The sequence below is a fragment of the Soehngenia longivitae genome (genome assembly GCF_004684055.1).
Taxonomy (GTDB): domain Bacteria; phylum Bacillota; class Clostridia; order Tissierellales; family Tissierellaceae; genus Soehngenia; species Soehngenia longivitae.
Genome location: NZ_SRIB01000003.1, coordinates 1 through 21,949 on the forward strand (window position 1 = coordinate 1; position 21,949 = coordinate 21,949).

Sequence of the window (21,949 nt, forward strand, 5' to 3'; positions counted from 1 at the left end):
TGATTATGGAGCTATTATTCTAAATATTATTTAGAAAATTATTATTAGTTGTTTTCCAACAATTAATTGACACTATCATTTTTTGTGATTTACTTGACAGGCACATTTACATGTATTAGAATATATAAGAGTGTTTTAAAAGAGCCCGGAACTTTTTAAAAACACAAACAAATTAAATTTGAATATTTGAATAGATGATTAATCGTAGCAGGGAGGGAAATAGATGAAAAGCTATATGGCAAAGCCACAAGAAGTAGAGAGAAAATGGTACGTAATAGACGCTACAGGTAAACCATTAGGAAGATTAGCTTCAGAAGTTGCGGCTATACTAAGAGGAAAGAAAAAACCAACATTTACACCTCATGTTGATACTGGCGACTACGTAATAATAATAAATGCTGAAAAAGTTAAACTTACTGGAAATAAAATAAATCAAATGAGCTACACATATCATACTGGATATCCTGGAGGACTTAAACAAGTTCCATACAACCAATTGATTGAGAAAAATCCTGAAAAAATCATTGAAATAGCAGTGAAAGGGATGCTACCTAAGAACACATTAGGGAGACAAATGTTTAAGAAATTGAAAGTATACAGTGGATCTGAGCATAAACACGAAGCTCAAAAACCAGAACTATACGAATTTTAGTTGATGGAAGGGAGGATAAATAAATGGCAGTAGTGCAATATGCTGGAACTGGAAGAAGAAAAACTTCAGTTGCTAGAGTAAGATTGGTTCCTGGAAACGGAAAAGTTAAAGTCAACGATAGAGATATTGAAGATTACTTTAACTATGAAACATTGAGAACTATCGCAAAAGAACCTTTGATAGTAACTGAAACTTTAGATAAATATGATGTCTTAGTGAATGTACATGGTGGAGGATTTACTGGCCAAGCTGGAGCAATTAGACACGGGATTGCAAGAGCATTGATTGAAGCTGATCCCGAATTAAGACCGTTATTAAAGAAAGCAGGTCACTTAACTAGAGACTCAAGGATGAAAGAAAGAAAGAAATATGGTCTTAAAAAAGCAAGAAAGAGCCCACAATTCTCAAAGAGATAATATTAAAGCTAGATTGTATGAACAATCTAGCTTTTTTTACATTTTCTTTACCTCAATACTTTATCAGCATCTTTTAATGATTCAATAATTGACAAATGCTGAGGGCAAACCGATTCACAGTTTCCGCATTCAACACAGTTTGACGCATCCGAATTATTCTCAATTAATCTTTGATACATCTTTTTGGACTCATCTAATTCATCGAATACATACACATTATTATACAATTCAAAAACTCTTGGAATATTCACTCCAGACGGACAAGGCATGCAGTATTCACAGGCAGTACATCCAACTTTAAAGCCATCCTTATAAATCTTTGTAGCTTGATCAATCAATTTGATTTCTTCAGGAGTTAAATCTTCACTTTCACTTGCTACAGATATATTTTCTTTAACTTGCTCTAAAGTAGTCATTCCACTTAAGACAACTGATACCTCGTTTAAGCTAAATACCCACTTCAAAGCCCATTGCGCAGGAGATCTATTGATAGTGGAACTGTTGAATATATTTTTGATTTTCTCAGGAGCTTTAGCTAGTTTTCCACCTTTCACAGGCTCCATCACAACTACATCTAGTCCCTTTTCTTTAGCGTATTTAAGCCCTTTAAGACCTGCTTGATAATCTCTATCCAAGTAATTCAACTGAATCTGACAAAAATCCCAACTAAAACTATCCACTATTTTTGTAAACACTTCATATTCATCGTGGAAAGAGAACCCAATATATTTGATTTTACCTTCTTCTTTAGCTTTTTTAACAAAGTCAAAAACTTCTAAATTCATTATTTTATCGAATCTTTCTGCATCTAAAGAATGCAACAAATAAAAATCTATATGGTCTGTCTTAAGATTGTCAAGCTGTTCATCAAGGTACTTCATGAAATCATCTTTGGTATTGGCTAGCCAAACAGGATTTTTTGTAGCTAAATACACTTTATCTCTATATCCTTCGCTTAGCACTTTCCCCACAAATTTTTCACTCATACCACCGTGATATGGATAAGCTGTGTCAATGTAGTTTACACCATTTTCAATAGCATAAATTAGCATTTCACGAGCTTTTTCTTCATCGATTGCTTTTTGATCCCCATTTAATATAGGAAACCTCATACATCCAAAACCTAATTGTGAAACCTTTAACTTGTCGTTAGTAAAATAACTATATTGCATTACAATACCCCCTTATGTATAATGTAGCTAACTAATCCCATATTTTAAATATTAACCGCAAAGCATAGTTTAATATCAATTTTCTAAGGGTAAAATAGTTATGTACTAATTATACCATAAAAATTAAGGAGTGATGAAATGAGTGCAAAAAAAACACCTCTTTACGATGAACATGTAAAGCTCAATGGCAAGATAGTTGAATATGCAGGTTGGTTAATGCCAGTCGAATATGAAGGCCTAGTAGCTGAGCATGAAGCAGTTAGAAACGATTGCGGGCTTTTTGATGTATCACATATGGGAGAAATAACCATAAAGGGGAAAGATGCTACTAAATTTGTAGATTACCTAATGACAAACGATATAAGCACAATGACAGATAATCAAGTCATTTATACTCTTATGTGCAATGACAATGGTGGAGTTGTAGATGATTTATTAGTTTATCGCTATGACGAAAATTATCTTTACTTAGTTGTAAATGCTGCAAACACTGACAAAGATTTTGAATGGATATTAAAACACAAAAAAGGCTTTGATGTTTTGGTAGAGAACATCTCTGAAAGTGTAGGGGAGGTAGCACTACAAGGGCCTAAAGCACAAAAAGTGCTTCAAAAATTAACTGATTATGACCTTGACAAAATAAAGTTTTTTCACTTTATTGATGATATAACAGTAGCAGGAGTAAAGGCTATGGTTTCGAGGACAGGCTACACAGGAGAAGATGGATTTGAGATATATACAGATAGCGAAGACATAGCAAAAGTGTGGGGAGAGATATTAAAGAGTGGCGAAGAAGAAAATATAAAACCTGCAGGACTTGGATGTAGAGATACATTGAGATTTGAGGCGTCACTTCCTTTATATGGGCATGAATTTAATGATGAAATAACACCTCTAGAAGCTGGTTTTAAATACTTCGTGAAATTAGACAAACAGTCAGATTTTATAGGGAAAGAGGTTTTGAAAAAACAATTAGAAGAGGGATTAAAAAGAAAGCTTGTAGGATTTGAAATGATTGATAGGGGAATTCCAAGAGAAGGATATGAAGTATATAAAGATGGTGAAAAAATAGGACATGTTACAACCGGATATCACTCACCTACTCTCAAAAAGAACATAGGAAATGCACTCATAAAAGCTGAATACACAGAAATTGGAACACCAATTGATATAATGATTAGAAATAAACCTTGCAAAGCACAAGTTATTAGCAAAAAATTTTTAAATAAGAAAAAATAGGGGGTCATATTGATGAAAGTATTAAAAGGATTATATTACACAGAGGATCATGAGTGGGTAAAAGTTGATGGTAATCTCGCTTATATAGGTATAACAGATCATGCACAACATAATTTAGGCGATATCGTTTATGTAGATTTACCAGAAGTTGATGATGAATTCGAAAAGGGAGATGCATTTGCAGCAGTAGAATCTGTAAAAGCAGCAGCAGATGTTTATATACCAATTAGTGGAAAAGTTGTTGAAGTAAACGAAGAGTTAATAGATGATCCAGCATTATTAAATGCGGATGCTTTTGAAAACTGGATAGCTAAAATCGAGATAAAAGATAAATCAGAATTAGATGAATTGATGTCAAGTGAGGATTATGAAAGCTTTTTAGAAGAGGAGGAGTAAGATGTATCCTTATATACCACATACAGACAAAGATGTGGAAGAGATGCTTAAAAAGCTTGGCTTAAATGACATTGAACAATTGTTTGATGACATTCCAAAAGACGTAAAATTGAATAGAGAATTAAATATTCCTAAAGCAAAGAGCGAATTAGAAGTCAGAAATAGGCTAATCGAGCTTGCAAATAAAAATTGTTCTCTATCCAAAGTGACTTCATTTTTAGGCGCCGGAGCATATGAGCATTATATACCTTCTGTAGTAAATCATATTATTTCAAGAAGTGAATTTTATACTGCATATACACCATATCAACCAGAGATAAGTCAAGGGACTCTTCAATACATCTTTGAATTTCAAACATTAATAAGCGAATTGACGGGCATGGACGTAGCAAATGCATCCCTTTACGATGGGGGGACTGCTGTTGTTGAGGCTGCTTTAATGGCATGTGCTTATTCAAAACGAGAAAACATAATAATTTCTAAAACAGTTAAACCCGATGCTAGAAAAATATTAAAAACCTATGCGCATGCACAAAGCTTAAATGTAATTGAAGTAGGAATAGACGATGGAATAACTGACTTAAATGAACTTTCAAATTTAGTAGATGAAAACACTGCTGCTGTTATAGTTCAAAGTCCAAACTTTTTTGGAATAATTGAGGATTTAGAGAAAGTTTCAGAGATAACACATAAAGTTAAGAAGACTACGGTTGTAGCTTCTGTCGATCCAATATCACTAGGCATACTTAAAAGACCTGGAGATTTAGGAGTAGATGTTGCAGTTGGCGAAGGACAATCCCTTGGGATACCACTTAGCTTTGGTGGACCATATCTAGGCTTTATGGCAGCTAAAAAAGAATATATCAGAAAGATGCCAGGTAGAATAGTAGGGCAAACAGAAGACTTAGATGGTAAAAGATCTTTTGTGTTAACGCTTACAGCTAGAGAGCAACATATAAGAAGAGAAAAAGCAACTTCAAACATATGCTCAAATCAAGGTTTAAATTCTTTAGCAGCAACTGTCTATATCGTAACATTAGGCAAAAAAGGGATTAAAGAAGTTGCACTTAAATCTACTCAAATGGCACATTATGCATTTGATGAGTTAACTAAATCAGGTAAGCTAAAATCACTATTTAACAAGCCTTTCTTTATAGAATTTGCGCTTAAGGCAGATAAAACTACTGAGGAAATCAATCAAAAATTACTTGAAAATGGGATAATCGGTGGTTTCGATTTATCAAAGGAATATCCTCAATACGAAAATAGCTCTTTATATGCAGTTACCGAGGTCAAAAGAAAAGATGATGTAGATAAGTTAAAGAGCGTATTGGAGGGAATACTATGAGAAATTATGATAAATTGATATTCGAAATCTCAAAACCTGGTAGAGTCGCATATAAATTGCCTGAGTTAGATATTGAAGAAAAACAAATTGAGGATATGATACCAAAAGAATTCTTATCTGATAAAGAATTAAATTTACCAGAAGTATCAGAAGTTGATGTTATAAGACATTACACAAATATCTCAAACAAGAACTACGGTGTAGACACTGGTTTTTATCCACTTGGATCTTGTACTATGAAATACAATCCAAAGATCAATGAAGATATGGCAGGATTAGATGGATTTGTAAACCTTCATCCATATCAGCCACAATCTTGTGTTCAAGGATCATTGGAATTAATGTATGAACTTCAAAATTACCTCTGTGAAATATCTGGGATGGATCAAATAACACTACAACCTGCTGCAGGGGCTCATGGTGAGTTGACAGGTGTTATGTTAATTAAAGCTTATCATGAAAGCAGAAACGACAAAAAGAGAAATAAAATAATTGTTCCAGACTCTGCTCATGGTACAAATCCAGCAACAGCGGCTATGGCTGGCTATGACATAATAGAAATAAAATCTACAAAAGAGGGGCTTGTTGACTTAGAACAATTAAGGGAAGCAGTTGGAGAAGACACAGCTGGATTGATGCTAACAAATCCAAATACACTAGGAATTTTTGACCGAGGAATAAAAGAAATCGCTAAAATAGTTCATGATGCTGGAGGATTACTCTACTATGATGGAGCAAATGCAAATGCAATATTAGGATACGCTAGACCTGGAGATATGGGTTTTGATGTAGTTCACTTCAATCTACACAAGACTTTTTCAACACCTCATGGAGGAGGAGGACCAGGCTCAGGGCCAGTTGGAGTAAAAAAAGATTTAGTTCCATTTTTGCCAGTACCAATAGTAAAAAAAGACAATGGACAGTTTTATCTTGACTATGACTATCCTCAATCGATTGGGAAAATGAAAGATTTCTATGGTCACTTTGGCATGTTAGTTAGGGCTTATGCTTATATACTATCAATGGGTAGCGACGGATTAAAGAAAGCATCACAGATGGCAGTTTTAAATTCAAACTATCTCAAAGAACATTTAAAAGAAGATTATTATTTACCAATAGAAACAATTTACAAGCATGAATTTGTTTTGGGAGGGCTTAAAGATCCATTAAGTGATGTCATAACTTTAGATATTGCTAAAAGATTGCTAGATTATGGTTATCATCCACCAACAGTTTATTTCCCACTTATTATCAATGAAGCCCTTATGATAGAGCCAACTGAAACAGAAAGTAAAGAAACATTAGATGAATTTATTGAAGCAATGAAAAAAATAGCGAAAGAAGCTAAAGAAAATCCAGAGCTTCTAAAGACTGCACCTCATAACACAGTAGTAAGAAGACCAAATGAAGTAAAGGCTGCAAGAGACATAATCGTAAAATACGAAGGGTAGGTGTATTATTTGACAAAAAAAATAGCTATAATTGGAGCGGGCCCAGGTGGATATGTCGCAGCTATTCGGGCTGCTCAACTAGGGGCAGATGTAGCGCTTATAGAAAATGTAAGAGTGGGGGGAACATGCTTAAATAGAGGATGTATCCCTACAAAGACTTATTTTACAAATGCAAAGATATTATCTGACATGAGAAGAGCGAGTGAATTTGGCATCGAAGTAGATGGCTTTAGATTGAATGGCAAAGCTTTGCTTAAAAGGAAAGAAGAAGTAGTTGAAAATATCGTAGGAGGAGTTGAGAAACTCATCTCTTCCTACAAAAATATAGAACTTATTGAAGGTAAAGCTAGCTTTGAGAATGCAAACACTTTGAAAGTTTCTCTAAAAAACGGAGAAGAAAAAACAGTTGCAGCTGATTATATTATCATAGCTACTGGTTCATCAGCTCAAATGACCGAGACAAAGGGAGTTGATTTAGAAGGTGTCATAACCTCTGATGAACTCTTAGAACTTGATGAAATACCAGAGACTTTGATTGTGGTTGGGGGCGGAGTTATAGGTCTTGAATTTGCAAGCATTTACAAAGAACTAGGCTCAAATGTCATACTTTTAGCATCTAGAATCTTAAAAGATGGGGATAAAGAAATCGCTAAGAGATTGACACCAACTTTGAAAAAGCAAGGTATAGAAGTCTATGTAGATATAAGAGCAAAAGAAATTATAAAAGAAAATGATAAATTAAAAGTTATCGCTAAATACAAAGAAAAAGACGAAGAGATCACAGTAGAAGGCAATTATGTGCTGATAGCATCAGGAAGAGCACCAAATGTAGAAGGCTTAGGACTCGATAAAGTGGGCATAGAATATTCGCCAAAAGGCATAAAAGTAGATGAAAACTTTGAAACTACAGTTCCTCATGTATTTGCTATAGGCGATGTAAATTCTAGAGGAATTCAACTTGCGCATGTTGCCTCAGCTCAAGGCGAATTTGTAGTTGAACGAATTCTAGGAGAAAACCCAGATATAAACTTAGATGTGTATCCATCATGTGTATTTACTATGACAGAGGTAGCACAAGTTGGATTTACTGAAGAGAAACTAAAAGAAATGGGAAAAGAATACAAAGTAAGTAAATTCATGTTTTCAGCAAATGGCAAAGCTGTTACTTTGGGAGAAGCTGAGGGAATAGTAAAGATCATCGCATCGCCTGATGATACTATACTGGGAGTTCATATACTCGGTCCTCATGCAAATGATTTAATTCATGAAGGAGCTTTAGCCATTGCAAATAAACTAGATGCAAAAGCTATTACAAGAACAATTCATGCACATCCAACATTGTCTGAAGCTTTTTCGGAAGCAACATTAGGATTAGATGAAAAAGCTATTCATATAGTTCCTAAGAGGAAGAAAAAATAAATTAGGCAGCGATATCGCTGCCTAAATTTAAATCAGGGGGAAATTCATGAAAAAAAGTTTATTTAAAACTTCTTACATATATATTGTAGCACTTATTTCGGTACTAATGTTATCATTTAGTGATAATTTCTTTAAGTTTGTGTTAAGATTTGATGAAAGTATACTTATAATTTTAGACAATCATCAAAACCAGGGTTTACTAAATATCATGAAACTCATATCGTTTATTGGGTCTTCTTCTTTTCTAGTTCCAAGTATCTCATTACTTGTCATTTTCTTAATCTATAAAAAGAAATTTAGAGAAATATTTATGATTATATCAGCTTCACTTGGAAGTTTAGCTTTAAACTCTTTTTTAAAAAACATCATAAAGAGAGAAAGACCAGTGGAGTTTTTTAAAGCAGTGGAAACTTCATATAGTTTTCCAAGCGGTCACGCAATGGTTGCTGCAAGCCTTTCATTCACAATTGCCCATATCCTTACTAGAAATAAAAGTATCAAAACGAAAAAAGTAGCTTATGCAATATCATCTTTATATACAGTTTTAATGAGCTTTAGTAGATTATATCTTGGAGTGCACTATCCTACAGATGTCATCTTTGGGATATTCTATGGCATAGTATTGTTTTTATTTATAAAAGATCTATTTCTCAAGTGCTAATACACTTTTTTCTTCAATAAATTGGTTGGTATATAATTTATAATAATACCCCTTGCTTTTTATAAGTTCTCTATGGGTACCATCTTCAATCACTTCTCCATCGTGGATAACAAGTATTCTATCAGCGTTTTTTATCGTTGAAAGTCTATGAGCTATTACAAAACTCGTCCTTCCTGATAAGACTTTGTTTATAGCCTTTTGTATTATCAATTCAGTTTCGGTGTCAATTGACGAAGTGGCTTCATCTAGTACAAACAATCTCGGATTTCTGACAATTGCTCTTGCGAATGATATGAGTTGCTTTTGCCCAGTCGACAATAGTCCTCCGCCTTCACCTACCTCTGTTTCATAACCTTTTTCCATTTGTATAATAAATTTATGAGCATCAACTAATTTGCAAGCTTCAATTATTTCTTCATCTGTTGCATCTAATTTTCCATATCTTACATTTTCTTTTATTGTACCACTAAACAAATGTGGAGCTTGAAGTACGTATCCAAGGTTTTCATGAATCCATTTAATAGGCATATCTTTATAATTTATTCCGTCAATGAATATTTCACCCTCGGTTGGCTCATAAAACCTACAAAATAGATTAACTATAGTACTTTTTCCAGAGCCAGTCTCACCTACTAATGCTATTGTTTGACCTGCATTAACTTTTAAATTGAAGTTTTTTAATACAGGTTCACCCTCTTTATATGAAAAACTGACATTTTTAAACTCAATATCACCTTTTATAGGTGGTAGTAGATCTCTTCTTAAATTAGTTAAATCACCATATTTTTCAATTACTCTAGGAGAGTCTTTAATTGTTGGTTCTTCTTCCAAGAGTTGGAAAACTCTTTCGGCTGAGGCTTGTGCGATTTGCATGTCTGCAAGTATAGCTGCCATCTGCATTACAGGTTCAAAAAATTGACCTGTGTATGTTATAAAAGCAAATAGAGTACCATAAGTAATAGCGCCGGCTAGAAATTCATGACCTCCATTAACAACAGCCAAAGCAGTACCAACACTTGCTATTGTTATTACTATAGGTATATATATAGAAGAAATTACTGTTGCCCTTATTGAGTTTCTTTTATATGAACTAGTAAGCTCTGAAAACTCTTTTAAGTTCAATTCTTCTCTCACCAAGGTCTTAGTTGTTTTAGCTCCTTGGATATCTTCATTATATGATCCTGTTATTTCAGAATTTATTTTTCTAACCCTTCTTTGAGCAGTCAGTATTTTTCTTTGGAAATAGACACTTATAATAGCTAGTGGTGGTACAACCAAAAGAGTTATCAAAGCCAGTTTAGGGCTCAATATGAACATATATACGGTAACACCAATCATTACAGTTATTCCCCATGAAAAATCTACTAAACCCCATGATATAGTCTCACTTAGTCTAGTGACATCTGAAGTCATTCTTGCCATAAGCCAACCTACAGCTTTATTGTCATAGTAAGAAAGTGATAGTTCTTGAAGCTTTAAAAAACCTTTTTTTCTTAAATCATAAGCCATTTGGTTTTCTAATTTGCCAGCATATTTGATGAATAAAAATATAATTAAACTTAAGATAGCAATAGCTAATACATACAGCAATGCAAACAAAGGCAAACCATCAAAATTTTTATTAGCTATAAAATTATCTACGGCATATCTGGTAAACATCGGGAAAGTACTATCAAGAAAACCTAAGCCAACATTCAAAGAAATAAGAAGTATAAATCTTCGTTTATATGGCTTTAAATACTTAAAAAAGTTTTTCCATATTTCGACATTTACCTTTTTAGTAACATCGTCTTTATCTTCCATACTACACCTCCAATTCCAACTCCAAATCATCTTCAATAGATGACTGGATTTCATAAATTCTCTTATAATGACCATCAGTATTTATAAGCTCTTCGTGAGTTCCCTTTTCAACTATCCTTCCATCCTCTAACACTATTATTAAATCAGCTTCTGAAACTGTGGAAATTCTGTGAGATATAATTATTGTAGTTGCTTTATTTTGTCTAGTTTTCAAAGCTCTTCTAATTTGAACATCTGTTTCAGTGTCTACTGCTGAGAGTGAGTCATCAAATATAACAATAGGAGTATTGTTTATGATTGTTCTTGCGATTGCAATTCTTTGTTTTTGACCACCAGAAAGGGAAACCCCTCTTTCACCTATCAAAGTATCGTATTCATCTTCGAACTCTTTAATATCTTTATCAATAGAGGCGATCTTTGCTGCATTGAATACAGAATGATCATCTACAGTTGGATTTGCAAATTTAATATTCTCCTTTATTGTTCTAGCATATAGAAATGGCTCCTGAAGTATCAAACCTACATTTTTTCTAATCCATGTTTTATCGATAGTTTTTAGTTCTCTGCCATCAATCAATATCGAACCTTTATCATAATCGTAAAGTCTAGGCAGTAAATGAACTAAAGAACTTTTACCAGACCCAGTAGAACCAATTATTGCAATAGTCTGGCCTTTTTTAATTTTGAAAGAAATATCTTTTAAAACATCGTTCTTTCCATCATAAGAGAAATACACATTTTTAAATTCTATATTTCCCTCTATAGGAGGTTCTTCTCCATTTTCTCTCAAAACTTCTATTGGCTCATTAAATATTTGGTCTATTCTTTGGATGGAAATACTTGCTTTCCCCATATCTGTGAGCATTCTACCCATTTGCCTAACGGGGTATATTATCATATTTACATAATTGATAAAAGCAAATAATGTGCCAAGAGTGATTTCTCCTCTAATAACAAATACTGTTCCAACAATCAATATGCTTGCAACTTCAAGCATACTTATAAGATCGGATATAGACCAGTAGTAAGCAAGGTTCAATATAAGCTTATCTAGTAATGTCTTATATTTTTGATTCTTTTTATCAAACTTATCGATCTCAAAGTTCTCCATAGAAAACGCTTTTACTACTCTTATGCCTGTTAAATTTTCTTGAATAACTGTACTCATCTCAGCTTCAGCTTCATCAGCTTTTCTGAATTCTTTTTGTATTCTCCCAAAGAAGAAATAGGCAAAGAAAAAAATAAATGGTAAAGCTACTAAAGATATAATTGCCATCTTCGTGTTCATAGTAAACATTATTACAACAATGAGCACTAGCATAAAGACAGACCCAGCCATCTCAACTAATTGAATTGCTAAAAATCTCCTTATTGTATCTACATCTGAAGTGCATCTTTGAATTAAATCACCTGTATCTGCCTTTACATGATAATCATAAGGAAGTTTTTGAATATGGTCATATAAACCATCTCTCATTCTCTTTGTCATTTCTTCTGAAGCATAAGAGGAACAAAGGTTTTTTATTAACATAAATAAACCCCTTGCGAGAGTTATCAATATAATGATGATTCCAATGATCCATAGATGATTAAGTAAATAGACTCTTCCACCAAAGAAGTCTACAATGCTTTCCATTAGCTTTGATTCAATTGGTGAAGTACCAAATATTGAATCCAAGGTGGTTCTGATTACTAATGGTCTTAAGATATTAAATAAAACTGAAATAATAACTGCAATCATTCCAAATAGATAAATAGATTTTAGTCCCTTAGTAAAGGGCATGATTTTTTTAAATTCTTTCATTTATTCACCTCACTAAAAAAATAGCCACAGGTTTAGACCCATGGCTAATGTAAGTATCAAAAAAGCCACAGATATAGACCTATGGCTTAAAAAACATTCATACAAAAAACATAGGCCGCAAAATATTATTTAAAACTAGACAATTCAATCCTAAATTGTTCACTTTCACGACCCCCTTTCTTCTATTCTTATTCATTTTAACTTAACTTCCAGAAAAAAGCAATAGATTATTTAAAAACATTTTAATAATCGAAATATTTATAATAAAGATTCCTCTAGAGCATTTATATCTAAAATAGTAAATTTATTTTTATAATAGTTTATAAGTCCATCGTCTTTCATATTCGTAAGTTCTCTTGATAGTGATGGTCTAGTTACATTTAGAAGTTGAGCCATTTTATCACGGCTATATGGCAATACAATAGTTAAAGAAGCAGTTGTTTTGTACTCCTTAAGCAATAGATTTGCTATCTTTTTTCTAATATTATCGAGTGACAATGTAGTCACTCTATCGCTTAAGAGGTGAATTCTATCTGAGAGAATTCTAGCAAAGTTTTCGAATAACTTTTCATTCATTATCATAAGTTTTAGAAGGCCTGTCTTGGAAATAAAAAGTATTTCACTTTCAGTTATTGAAACAATACTAGATGGATATTCATTTTTCTTTGAAAAAATAATACTTTCTGCGAAACAATCGCCTTCTTTAAAACTTGAAATAGTAAAAAATTTACCCGATGGGAGTTCTCGTTGAACCTCGATTTCACCGTGAAGTATTATTCCTAAATTTTCACAGGTATAACCTTCTATCGCAATATAATCATCGGCGAAAAATTTTTTAGTATAGTATGTTCCGCTATAATTTTCATCTAGGTATTTAAAAGCATTCTTTACTTCATCATAACTCATATCTGTAAATAGTGATGAATTTAAAAGGACATCTATCATTTTCATATCATCTCCTCTGTAGTACATTATTATACCCTAAAATTAATTATAGATATATCAAGATTTTTGTAATAATTACAAAAATATTTCTGTACATGATTATGTCCGTATAAATTGGGTAAAATTAATTTAGTAAGAATATTAGGAGGAGATATATATGTCAGATAAAGTATTAAAAGCACTAAACGATCAGTTTAATTTTGAAATGCAATCAGGTTATCTATATTTAGGTATGGCTGGATATTGTGCGGCAGAAAATATGAACGGTATGGCACATTTCTTTACAAAACAAGCATATGAAGAATTTGGACATGCGATGAAATTCTTTGGCTATATAAATGACATTGATGGAAGGGTAACTACTCAAGCAATGCCAGAACCAAGAAATGAGTTTAATTCATTTTTAGAGTGCTTTAGTGCAGCTTTAGAACACGAAAAGAAAGTAACAGGTAGGATTTATTCAATTCTTGAATTAGCAAAAGAAGAAAAACACTATCCAACAGCTGAATTTTTACAATGGTTTGTAAAAGAACAAGTTGAAGAAGAAGCAAACTTTAGAGATATTGTTGCTAAACTAGAAAAGGTTAATGAAAACTTCCAAGGCTTGATGCTATTAGATAAAGAATTAGGGATGAGAGAATAAAAATAAGCGGCCAAAAGGCCGCTTATTTTAGTATAACTACAACTATGATATAATAATTTAAATCCATTAAATTTTGTCTTTACTTGCCGATAGTATAGTTAGTACAAATCAAGGAGGTAGTTAAATTGAAGTTCATTGTTGATGGGAATATTTATTTTTTAGAAAAAGATGAAGAAATAATCGAAAAAATTGCAGATATATTAACTGATGAGATGGAAAAAACAAACAAAGTTATAAAATCTTTAGAAATAGATGGATTGGAATTATATCAGGATTATTTTGAATACATATTGGACAATATAAATTATATAGAAAGCATAAATGCAAAACTAATTACTTACAAGGAGCTTGTTGGAGAAACTTTAGTTGGTACAATAGATTACTTACAAGGTGCAGCTGAAGAGATTGTTCCACTTAGTGAAGCCTTTTATGCAGAACCTACTAAAGAATCTTGGGATGACTTTTCAGATTTATTGGAAGGCATAAACTGGATAATTAGTGTTTTTAACTTGATTGACAATGATAAAACTCTAATTGAGACACTACCTAGTTATGAAATATGGAACCTTTATGCAAAAGATATATTGACATTAAACGAACTGATACCTCAGATGAACGATGCTTTAAATTCAAAAGACAACACTTTATTAGCAGACTTGATGATGTATGAGATACTTCCGCTATATGAAGATATGAGGGAGCAATTATTAAGTCTTTACAACTCAAAGGAGAATTGATATGCAGGGATTAAGCAATATAAATTACTTAAAAACTAATTTTCCTGATGTATGGGATAATATAAAAGATTTAGATGAAAATAGTATTGAAAGTATTTTTATTGAAGAATCAAAGAGTGGATTAAAGACTGCAAAAATAAAAGAAAATGACACGTATAAATATGTTCATAGTAAATATGATCCTAAAAAAGAAGCTGAAAGTTTAATTAAAAAATACGAAGGTGAGTTAGAAAAAAGTGGGACCGTCATATTTTTTGGCACGGGATTAGGATATCATATTGAACTTATTTTAAGATCATTTCCTGATATTAAGGCATATATTTATGAACCGAACAAAGAATTGTTATATTTTTTCTTAAAAGAACGGTCTTTTTCTGAAACTCAGCTAAAAAGATTTAAAAATATTTCTGCTACCAGAGAATCTTTTTTAAATGACATAAGAGAAATGTTAACTCTAAATAGAGAAGGACTAGTTATAGTTGATCTTCCGGTATATAAGAGCATTTATCCTGACGAATACGAATTCTTCATTCAGACAATAAAAACGAAGGTAAAGGAAAGAAGAAGCAGTATCTTAACAGAATACTCATTTCAAAAACGCTGGATAATTAACTCGATGAAAAATTTCAAATATGTATTAAAAACACCAAATGTAATAGTAGAAAACAAAGGAAAATTTAAAGATATTCCGGCGATTTTAGTTGCAGCTGGACCGTCATTAAATGAAGAAATTGAAAATATTAGAAAAATAAAAGATGAAGGATTAGCTTACATATTTAGTGTAGGATCTGCGATAAACACATTGATTAAAAATGACATTCATCCACATGTAGCAACAACTTATGACCCAACTGAGAATAATCAGAAAGTTTTTCTGAAAGTAAAAGAGCAGGGAATCAAAGACATCCCTTTGATTTTTGGTTCATCAGTTGGGTATGAAACCATAGAAAATTATCCTGGGAAGTTATATCACATGATAACCTCACAAGATAAAATTTCGAACTATTATCTTGACAATGAAAGTACTGAACCAATAGATATAGTGCTTGATGCTCCAACTATTGCAGTAGTGACACTTCAATTGTTATATTATCTAGGATTTAATCCGATAATATTGGCAGGGCAAAATTTAGCTTATGTGGGCACAAAACAGCACTCAGAAGGAGTGTTTTACAGCAGCGACTTATCAGATAAAGAGTTAGAAAGTGCAATTGATGTAAAAGATGTATATGGGAATACTATAAAAACAAACAATGGATACAATTCCATGAGACAACAAATGGAAAGCTATATAAATCAGCTTAAAGATTTGAAAGTAATTAACACTACAAAAGGAGGGGCAGCCATAGAAGGGGCTCCTTTCATAGAACTAGAAAAAGTGATGAAAGAATATCTAAATAAGAAAGTGGTAAAAGAAGATTTTCTTGATAGTTGGAACAAACACTATGATAAAAAGAGACTAAAAGAAAAAACCGATGAAATGAGTGTTTACAAAGAAGAAGCTCTGGTATTGATAAGAGAATACTACAATTTATTAGATAAAATGGAGAATTTATTAAAAAATAACAACTTAAAAGAATTACAGAATATGTACAATTTGTTAAACTCAACAATAGATAAAATTGAGGAAAACCCATTTTTTAATACTTTTATTCTTCAAATGAATAGGCTTTATCATCAGCTACTATCTGAAGAAATAAAGATACTAAGTGAAGAGAAAAATGTAAGAAAGAAAAATGATAAATTGATAAAAGAGTATAGGATATTCATGGACAGATGTAAGAATGACATTGAATTATTCAATGAAATATTTGATGAATTAACAGAAAGCATATTGGATTACATTAAAAATTAAGTGGCGAAAGCCACTTTTTACTTGACATAAATATTTATATATTCTAATATTAGAATATATAAATAGAGGAGGCATTTAATGGAGATTGATAGAAAATTATTTAACGAGAAAGCAGATTTGCTTAAATTAATAGCTCATCCCATCAGGCTTTGTATACTAAAAGGCCTGATTGAAAATGGTGAAAACAATGTTACTTTCATGCAAAACTGTCTAGATGTTCCTCAGTCAACAGTGTCACAACATCTATCCAAACTAAGAACTGCTGGGATAATAGAGGACAATAGAAAAGGTAATGAAGTTTATTACAAGATAAAGAATGATGAAGTAATAAACATAATAAAGTTGTTATTTAATTAAATATAGGAGGCTGAAAAATGGGTAAAAAAGTATTAATTGTTGGAGGAGTAGCAGGTGGAGCAACAGCTCTAGCAAGACTCAGAAGGTTAGACGAAAGTGCAGATATCATTCTTTTTGAAAGAGGAGAATACGTATCGTTTGCTAACTGTGGACTACCATATTATATTGGAGGAGAAATAGAAGAAAGAGATCAACTTTTAGTCAGCACACCAGAAAGTCTAAAAGCTAAATTTAATGCTGACATAAGAACATCGAATGAAGTTTTAAAAATCAATAAAGAAGAAAAAATAGTGGAAGTAAAAAACCATAAAACTGGGGAAATATATAAAGAAAGTTATGACTACTTAATATTGTCTACTGGTTCTAGTCCATTAAAACCACCAATTCCAGGCATAGATTCACCAAACATTTTTAGCCTTTGGACTATTCCAGACACAGATAAGATAAAAGGATATATAGATTCTAACAAACCAAAAACGGCAATTGTAGTTGGTGGAGGATTTATTGGGCTTGAAATGGCTGAAAATTTACACAGGCAAGGCCTTGAAGTATCAATTGTAGAAATGCTCGATCAAGTTATGGCACCGATAGACTTTGAAATGGCTCAAATTGTCCATGAACATTTGAAATCTAAAGGGGTAAAACTTCACCTTAAAGATGGCGTTTCATCTTTCTCTTATGATAACGGAAAGACTACTGTCACACTTCAATCTGGAGAAAAAGTAGTTGGAGATATGGTAATACTTTCAATAGGTGTTAGACCAAATGGTGAATTAGCTAAAGAAGCCGGACTTGAGATCAATCAAAGAGGTGGGGTTGTAGTAGATGAATTTTTAAGGACATCAGACGAATTTATATATGCTATTGGAGATGTAATTGAAGTAATAGATTATATAACTAAAAATAAAACTATGGTTCCACTTGCAGGGCCAGCCAACAAACAAGGTAGAATTGCTGCAAACAACATATTAGCTGACTATGATGAAACCTACCGAGGAACACAAGGCACTAGTATAGCAAAAGTATTTGACTTAACTGTTGCTAATACAGGGATAAATGAGAAGAATTTAAATAAACTAGGGAAAGAATACAAAAAAGATTACCAAATAGCACTTATTCATGTAAACTCACATGCAGGCTATTATCCAGGAGGATTGCCAATAACATTAAAGCTCATATTTGATAACGAAGGGAAAGTTTTAGGTTCACAAATAGTAGGTTATGATGGAGTAGATAAAAGAATTGATGTAATAGCAACCGCAATAAGGTTTAATGCAACTGTAAAAGATTTAATGGAACTAGAGCTTGCTTATGCCCCACCATATTCTTCTGCTAAAGACCCAGTGAACATGATTGGATTTACCGCAGATAATCTTTTAAGAGGCTTGACAGAACAAGTACTTTGGAGAGAACTAGAAACATTAGACAAAACTACTCATGTACTATTAGATATAAGAGAAGACGTTGAAAGAGAACTTGGATTTATTGAAGGCTCTATTCACATACCATTAAATCAACTTAGGAATAGATTGAATGAATTAGATAAATCTAAAACTTATATAACCTATTGTGCAGTTGGATTAAGAGGATACATTGCCGATAGAATTTTAAAAGATAATGGTTTTAAATCAATGAACTTAGCAGGTGGATTTAACACTTATAAGACCATGTATATAGAAGATAAACAAGATTATAAACCTACAGCTTTCTCAGATTCAGGTGTAATTGAAACCCCAAAAAAAGAAGAATACATCGGAGAAACAGTTAAACTAAATGCTTGTGGATTATCCTGTCCTGGACCAATCATTCAAGTAGCTGAAAAGATGAAGACATTAAAAGACGGAGACATCTTAGAAGTACAAGCAACTGATCCGGGCTTTATCAATGATATAAGAGCATGGTGTCAAAACACTAAAAACACATTCATCTCTGAAGAAAAACTGAAGGACAGATGGGTAGTTCAGATCAAGAAAGGATTAGCACTATCAGATATAGTTAAAGACGAAAAAGGTTTCATGGAAGTAAGTTCAGGGAAAAAATCAAAGACATTGATAGTTTTCAGCGGTGATCTAGACAAAACTATAGCCTCTTTCATCATAGCAAATGGAGCAAGAGCAATGGGAAATGAAGTAACCATGTTCTTCACATTCTGGGGACTAAATATACTTAGAAAACCAGAAAAAGTTGAAGTTAAGAAAAATTTTATAGAAAAAATGTTTGGAGTCATGATGCCAAGGGGTACAAAAGAATTAGGATTATCTCGAATGAACATGGCTGGCATGGGTGCAAAAATGATTAGAAAAGTCATGAAAGATAAAAATATTCAATCTGTCGAAGAACTCATGGAATTAGCTATAGATTCTGGAATTAGAATAATTGCTTGTCAAATGAGCATGGATGTAATGGGTATAAAGAAAGAAGAACTCTTTGATGGGGTTGAAATAGGTGGGGTTGCAACATATTTAAATGCTGCAGATGAATCCAATGTAAATTTGTTTGTATAGGAAATAAATTTTTACCCTAGACTTAAAATAAATTTTAGTATATACTATAAATGTAAATCAAAATTGTAATAATTACAATTTTGATTTACATTATAAATAAAATATAAACAAAAATACAAGGGGGTAATATTTTATGAACGCAATGACACAAGACAATTTAAGATCAGCATTTGCAGGAGAAAGCCAAGCACATATGAGATATAGAATTTGGGCAGATAAGGCTGACAAAGATGGCTTTCCAACAGTAGCAAGACTTTTTAGAGCAACATCAGATGCAGAGCAAATCCACGCTACATTCCATTTCAACGCTTTAAGAGACATAGTAGGATCATTTTTAGTAGCATCAGGTGGAGGATTTGGATTAGGATCAACTTCACAAAATCTTCAAGGTGCAATAGATGGAGAAATGCACGAAGTAACTCAAATGTACCCTGCTTACATAGCAGTAGCACAATTGCAGGGAGAAAAAGAAGCTGAAAATGCCATGAAATATGCAGTAGCAGCTGAGAAAGTACATGCTGAATTGTACACAAAAGCAAAAGAATATGTAGATCAAGGAAAAGACTTGGATGCAAAAGTAGTAAAACTTTGTCCAGTATGTGGATATATAACAATCACTGGAGAAGAAGACAAATGTCCACTTTGCGGTGCATCAATTGACAAATTCATAGAGTATTAATAATGAGCGCTTTTAAAGCGCTCATTTCTGTAAGGAGAGATATGATGTTTATAGAGATAGTAATAATATCGATATTCATAGCCTTTTTAAGAGGAGGCAAACTTAATAATCTTACATATGTTCGTATAAAAGGAATAGGGTTTATGATATTCGGACAAATGATTTACTCTATCTCGATAAGATATATTGCAAATACAAATAATGAAATCTCAAAATTTCTCTTTTCTAATTTTACAATTATAATTATAATTTCCTTCGGGTTAATTTTATGTGGCTTATACAAAAATAAAAACATATCAGGGATAAAAATATCTATGATAGGGATAACCCTAAATTTAATTCCAACCATTACAAATGGCGGACGAATGCCGGTATCAAAAAATGCACTATTAAAATTAAACATGATCGATCAACTTAAAATTCTGCAAGAGGACATTGTAATCACTCATACTCTCATAACAAATTCAACTAAATTTAAATTCCTTTCAGATATAATCCCAGTTAAATATTTTCTCCCTAAAGTAATTAGCATAGGAGACATAGTGTTATCTATAGGTATATTTCTAATGATTCAGAAATTTATGACTTCTAAAGATGTGTTGCAGTAAATTTTCATAAGATGTACAATTAAACTATAGCCGATAGGGAGTTGATTAGATGAGAAAAGGTATGAGGTATATAATTGTAGTCTTGATGCTATCGATATTATCTGGATGTAATAACGTATATACTCAGCCTGAAGTGATGGGAACCGATATTAGTGAAAACGTTACCAAAGAAGACTTAACTCTAACATCAGAAAAACCAATTAAAACGGTTGAACAATATAAAGAAATAGATCTTCTTTTTGCAGGAGATATTATGTTACATATGCCACAGATAAACAGTGCAAAGTCTTTTTTAGGATATGATTTTACACCGACATTTCAGTATGTAAAGCCGTATATAGAAAAAGCAGATTTTGCGATTGCAAATATAGAAACATCCTTTTCAAATAAGGACAAACCCTTTAGTGGATTTCCTCTATTCAATTCACCTGTAGAAATTTTAGATGCATTAAAGCACACTGGTTTTGATTTACTCTCAACAGCTAATAATCATGTGCTTGACCAAGGCAAAGATGGAATAATTAAGATGATTGATGAAATAGAAAAAAGAGAATTACTTTATGTAGGAACCAGTAAAGACATCTATACACCATATAAGATAGTAGATGTAGATGGCATTAAGATTGGAATTATGACGTATGCATTTTATTTAAATGGTTTAAATAGCAGATTGACTGACGATGAAAGGGATAGGATGATAAATGTATTTGATGAAAAAAGAGCTATCAAAGATATTCAAGAAGCAAAAGAGGACGGCGCAGAATTTATAATTCTATTTCTACATTGGGGAAACGAATATCAAACTATTGCAAGCGATTATCAAAGGCAAACTGCAAGAGTCCTTGCAGAAAATGGAGCGGATATAATCATTGGCTCTCATCCTCATGTAATACAAGACAGTGAAACCCTAGACTTAGGTGATAGGAAAGTAAATGTATTCTATTCACTTGGCAATTTTTATTCAAATCAAAGAAAAGAAACTATGGGTAACTCATTAACAGAAGATGGCGCTATGTTAGATTTACATATAGTTAAAGATAATTTATCAAATGTAGTAAAGTTAGACAGTATTACTTCAATACCTACATGGGGTTACAAGAGAAAAACAAATGGCAAATATGAATATTTTATTTTACCTGTTAAAGATGCCATTGATGGAAATCTCGACATAGACTTATCTGAGGATGTTTTAAAGAGACTAAAAAAAAGCTATGAAGACACCTCTACAAAGCTCAATTTATATATAAATTGACACAAATA

20 protein-coding genes are annotated in these 21,949 nt (G+C 32.3%); 16 read left to right on the forward strand and 4 right to left on the reverse strand.

Annotated features, from left to right (window positions below; translation table 11 throughout):
* Positions 1–223: 223 nt before the first annotated feature.
* Both rplM and rpsI read left to right on the forward strand, forming a co-directional pair.
* Positions 224–652 (forward strand): 50S ribosomal protein L13, encoded by a 429-nt coding sequence (gene rplM / locus E4100_RS02775; protein ID WP_135270517.1) that lies wholly within the window; start codon positions 224–226, stop codon positions 650–652.
* 23 nt (positions 653–675) lie between these two features.
* On the forward strand, positions 676–1,068 hold the full coding sequence (rpsI, locus tag E4100_RS02780; protein ID WP_135270518.1) for a 30S ribosomal protein S9: 393 nt from the start codon (positions 676–678) through the stop codon (positions 1,066–1,068).
* A gap of 47 nt (positions 1,069–1,115) precedes the next feature.
* Here rpsI and E4100_RS02785 read toward each other — a convergent pair whose 3' ends face one another.
* A complete protein-coding gene (locus E4100_RS02785) occupies positions 1,116–2,240 on the reverse strand; it encodes an aldo/keto reductase (RefSeq protein WP_135270519.1) in 1,125 nt (374 codons plus the stop codon).
* A gap of 138 nt (positions 2,241–2,378) precedes the next feature.
* Here E4100_RS02785 and gcvT point away from each other — a divergent pair, with 138 nt between their 5' ends.
* Genes gcvT through E4100_RS02815 form a run of 6 tightly spaced genes read left to right on the forward strand, consistent with a single transcriptional unit; the run spans position 2,379 to position 8,754 of the window.
* Positions 2,379–3,479 (forward strand): glycine cleavage system aminomethyltransferase GcvT, encoded by a 1,101-nt coding sequence (gcvT, locus tag E4100_RS02790; protein ID WP_135270520.1) that lies wholly within the window; start codon positions 2,379–2,381, stop codon positions 3,477–3,479.
* A gap of 12 nt (positions 3,480–3,491) precedes the next feature.
* Positions 3,492–3,875 carry a glycine cleavage system protein GcvH gene (gcvH, locus tag E4100_RS02795; RefSeq protein WP_135270521.1) on the forward strand — a complete coding sequence of 128 codons (384 nt, stop codon included), beginning with the start codon at positions 3,492–3,494 and terminating at the stop codon, positions 3,873–3,875.
* A 1-nt stretch (position 3,876) separates the two neighbouring features.
* Positions 3,877–5,223, forward strand: a complete 1,347-nt coding sequence (gcvPA, locus tag E4100_RS02800; RefSeq protein WP_135270522.1) for an aminomethyl-transferring glycine dehydrogenase subunit GcvPA — start codon at positions 3,877–3,879, stop codon at positions 5,221–5,223.
* Positions 5,220–6,674, forward strand: a complete 1,455-nt coding sequence (gene gcvPB / locus E4100_RS02805) for an aminomethyl-transferring glycine dehydrogenase subunit GcvPB (protein WP_135270523.1) — start codon at positions 5,220–5,222, stop codon at positions 6,672–6,674. The genes gcvPA and gcvPB overlap by 4 nt, the downstream gene beginning before the upstream one ends.
* 9 nt (positions 6,675–6,683) lie before the next feature.
* Entirely contained in the window at positions 6,684–8,093 is a 1,410-nt protein-coding gene (gene lpdA / locus E4100_RS02810; RefSeq protein WP_135270524.1) for a dihydrolipoyl dehydrogenase, read from the forward strand.
* Positions 8,094–8,139: 46 nt separating this feature from the next.
* Entirely contained in the window at positions 8,140–8,754 is a 615-nt protein-coding gene (locus E4100_RS02815; RefSeq protein WP_135270525.1) for a phosphatase PAP2 family protein, read from the forward strand.
* On the opposite strand, the gene E4100_RS02820 is transcribed toward E4100_RS02815, so the two are convergent.
* The 3 genes from E4100_RS02820 to E4100_RS02830 form a co-directional block, all read right to left on the reverse strand.
* Positions 8,737–10,557 (reverse strand): ABC transporter ATP-binding protein, encoded by a 1,821-nt coding sequence (locus E4100_RS02820; RefSeq protein WP_135270526.1) that lies wholly within the window; start codon positions 10,555–10,557, stop codon positions 8,737–8,739. The genes E4100_RS02815 and E4100_RS02820 overlap by 18 nt on opposite strands.
* Before the next feature lies 1 nt (position 10,558).
* Positions 10,559–12,361 carry an ABC transporter ATP-binding protein gene (locus E4100_RS02825; RefSeq protein WP_135270527.1) on the reverse strand — a complete coding sequence of 601 codons (1,803 nt, stop codon included), beginning with the start codon at positions 12,359–12,361 and terminating at the stop codon, positions 10,559–10,561.
* A gap of 258 nt (positions 12,362–12,619) precedes the next feature.
* On the reverse strand, positions 12,620–13,312 hold the full coding sequence (locus E4100_RS02830; protein ID WP_167792056.1) for a Crp/Fnr family transcriptional regulator: 693 nt from the start codon (positions 13,310–13,312) through the stop codon (positions 12,620–12,622).
* A gap of 151 nt (positions 13,313–13,463) precedes the next feature.
* On the opposite strand from E4100_RS02830, the gene E4100_RS02835 reads away from it, so the two are divergent.
* The 8 genes from E4100_RS02835 (at position 13,464) to E4100_RS02870 (ending at position 21,941) form a co-directional block, all read left to right on the forward strand.
* Positions 13,464–13,949: a ferritin gene (locus E4100_RS02835; RefSeq protein ID WP_135270529.1), complete on the forward strand. Its 486-nt coding sequence runs from the start codon at positions 13,464–13,466 to the stop codon at positions 13,947–13,949.
* A 125-nt stretch (positions 13,950–14,074) separates the two neighbouring features.
* The gene (locus E4100_RS02840) at positions 14,075–14,686 is read left to right on the forward strand and encodes a hypothetical protein (RefSeq protein ID WP_135270530.1); all 612 of its coding nucleotides are present in this window, start codon (positions 14,075–14,077) and stop codon (positions 14,684–14,686) included.
* A gap of 1 nt (position 14,687) precedes the next feature.
* Positions 14,688–16,541, forward strand: a complete 1,854-nt coding sequence (locus E4100_RS02845) for a motility associated factor glycosyltransferase family protein (protein ID WP_135270531.1) — start codon at positions 14,688–14,690, stop codon at positions 16,539–16,541.
* A 78-nt stretch (positions 16,542–16,619) separates the two neighbouring features.
* Positions 16,620–16,898: an ArsR/SmtB family transcription factor gene (locus E4100_RS02850; RefSeq protein WP_135270532.1), complete on the forward strand. Its 279-nt coding sequence runs from the start codon at positions 16,620–16,622 to the stop codon at positions 16,896–16,898.
* Positions 16,899–16,915: 17 nt separating this feature from the next.
* The gene (locus tag E4100_RS02855) at positions 16,916–19,402 is read left to right on the forward strand and encodes a DsrE/DsrF/DrsH-like family protein (RefSeq protein ID WP_135270533.1); all 2,487 of its coding nucleotides are present in this window, start codon (positions 16,916–16,918) and stop codon (positions 19,400–19,402) included.
* Positions 19,403–19,535: 133 nt separating this feature from the next.
* The gene (locus E4100_RS02860) at positions 19,536–20,081 is read left to right on the forward strand and encodes a rubrerythrin family protein (RefSeq protein WP_135270534.1); all 546 of its coding nucleotides are present in this window, start codon (positions 19,536–19,538) and stop codon (positions 20,079–20,081) included.
* A gap of 44 nt (positions 20,082–20,125) precedes the next feature.
* Positions 20,126–20,689, forward strand: coding sequence for a DUF5317 domain-containing protein (locus E4100_RS02865; protein WP_167792057.1), 564 nt, complete (start codon positions 20,126–20,128; stop codon positions 20,687–20,689).
* 49 nt (positions 20,690–20,738) lie between these two features.
* Positions 20,739–21,941: a CapA family protein gene (locus tag E4100_RS02870; RefSeq protein WP_135270536.1), complete on the forward strand. Its 1,203-nt coding sequence runs from the start codon at positions 20,739–20,741 to the stop codon at positions 21,939–21,941.
* Positions 21,942–21,949: the final 8 nt, after the last annotated feature.

Excerpts from the sequence above, each read along its gene's own strand:
- rplM (WP_135270517.1), top strand. The coding sequence starts at position 224 with ATGAAAAGCTATATGGCAAAGCCACAAGAAGTAGAGAGAAAATGGTAC.
- rpsI (WP_135270518.1), top strand. The coding sequence starts at position 676 with ATGGCAGTAGTGCAATATGCTGGAACTGGAAGAAGAAAAACTTCAGTT.
- E4100_RS02785 (WP_135270519.1), bottom strand. The coding sequence starts at position 2,240 with ATGCAATATAGTTATTTTACTAACGACAAGTTAAAGGTTTCACAATTA.
- gcvT (WP_135270520.1), top strand. The coding sequence starts at position 2,379 with ATGAGTGCAAAAAAAACACCTCTTTACGATGAACATGTAAAGCTCAAT.
- gcvH (WP_135270521.1), top strand. The coding sequence starts at position 3,492 with ATGAAAGTATTAAAAGGATTATATTACACAGAGGATCATGAGTGGGTA.
- gcvPA (WP_135270522.1), top strand. The coding sequence starts at position 3,877 with ATGTATCCTTATATACCACATACAGACAAAGATGTGGAAGAGATGCTT.
- gcvPB (WP_135270523.1), top strand. The coding sequence starts at position 5,220 with ATGAGAAATTATGATAAATTGATATTCGAAATCTCAAAACCTGGTAGA.
- E4100_RS02815 (WP_135270525.1), top strand. The coding sequence starts at position 8,140 with ATGAAAAAAAGTTTATTTAAAACTTCTTACATATATATTGTAGCACTT.
- E4100_RS02820 (WP_135270526.1), bottom strand. The coding sequence starts at position 10,557 with ATGGAAGATAAAGACGATGTTACTAAAAAGGTAAATGTCGAAATATGG.
- E4100_RS02825 (WP_135270527.1), bottom strand. The coding sequence starts at position 12,361 with ATGAAAGAATTTAAAAAAATCATGCCCTTTACTAAGGGACTAAAATCT.
- E4100_RS02830 (WP_167792056.1), bottom strand. The coding sequence starts at position 13,312 with ATGAAAATGATAGATGTCCTTTTAAATTCATCACTATTTACAGATATG.
- E4100_RS02835 (WP_135270529.1), top strand. The coding sequence starts at position 13,464 with ATGTCAGATAAAGTATTAAAAGCACTAAACGATCAGTTTAATTTTGAA.
- E4100_RS02845 (WP_135270531.1), top strand. The coding sequence starts at position 14,688 with ATGCAGGGATTAAGCAATATAAATTACTTAAAAACTAATTTTCCTGAT.
- E4100_RS02850 (WP_135270532.1), top strand. The coding sequence starts at position 16,620 with ATGGAGATTGATAGAAAATTATTTAACGAGAAAGCAGATTTGCTTAAA.
- E4100_RS02855 (WP_135270533.1), top strand. The coding sequence starts at position 16,916 with ATGGGTAAAAAAGTATTAATTGTTGGAGGAGTAGCAGGTGGAGCAACA.
- E4100_RS02860 (WP_135270534.1), top strand. The coding sequence starts at position 19,536 with ATGAACGCAATGACACAAGACAATTTAAGATCAGCATTTGCAGGAGAA.
- E4100_RS02865 (WP_167792057.1), top strand. The coding sequence starts at position 20,126 with ATGTTTATAGAGATAGTAATAATATCGATATTCATAGCCTTTTTAAGA.
- E4100_RS02870 (WP_135270536.1), top strand. The coding sequence starts at position 20,739 with ATGAGAAAAGGTATGAGGTATATAATTGTAGTCTTGATGCTATCGATA.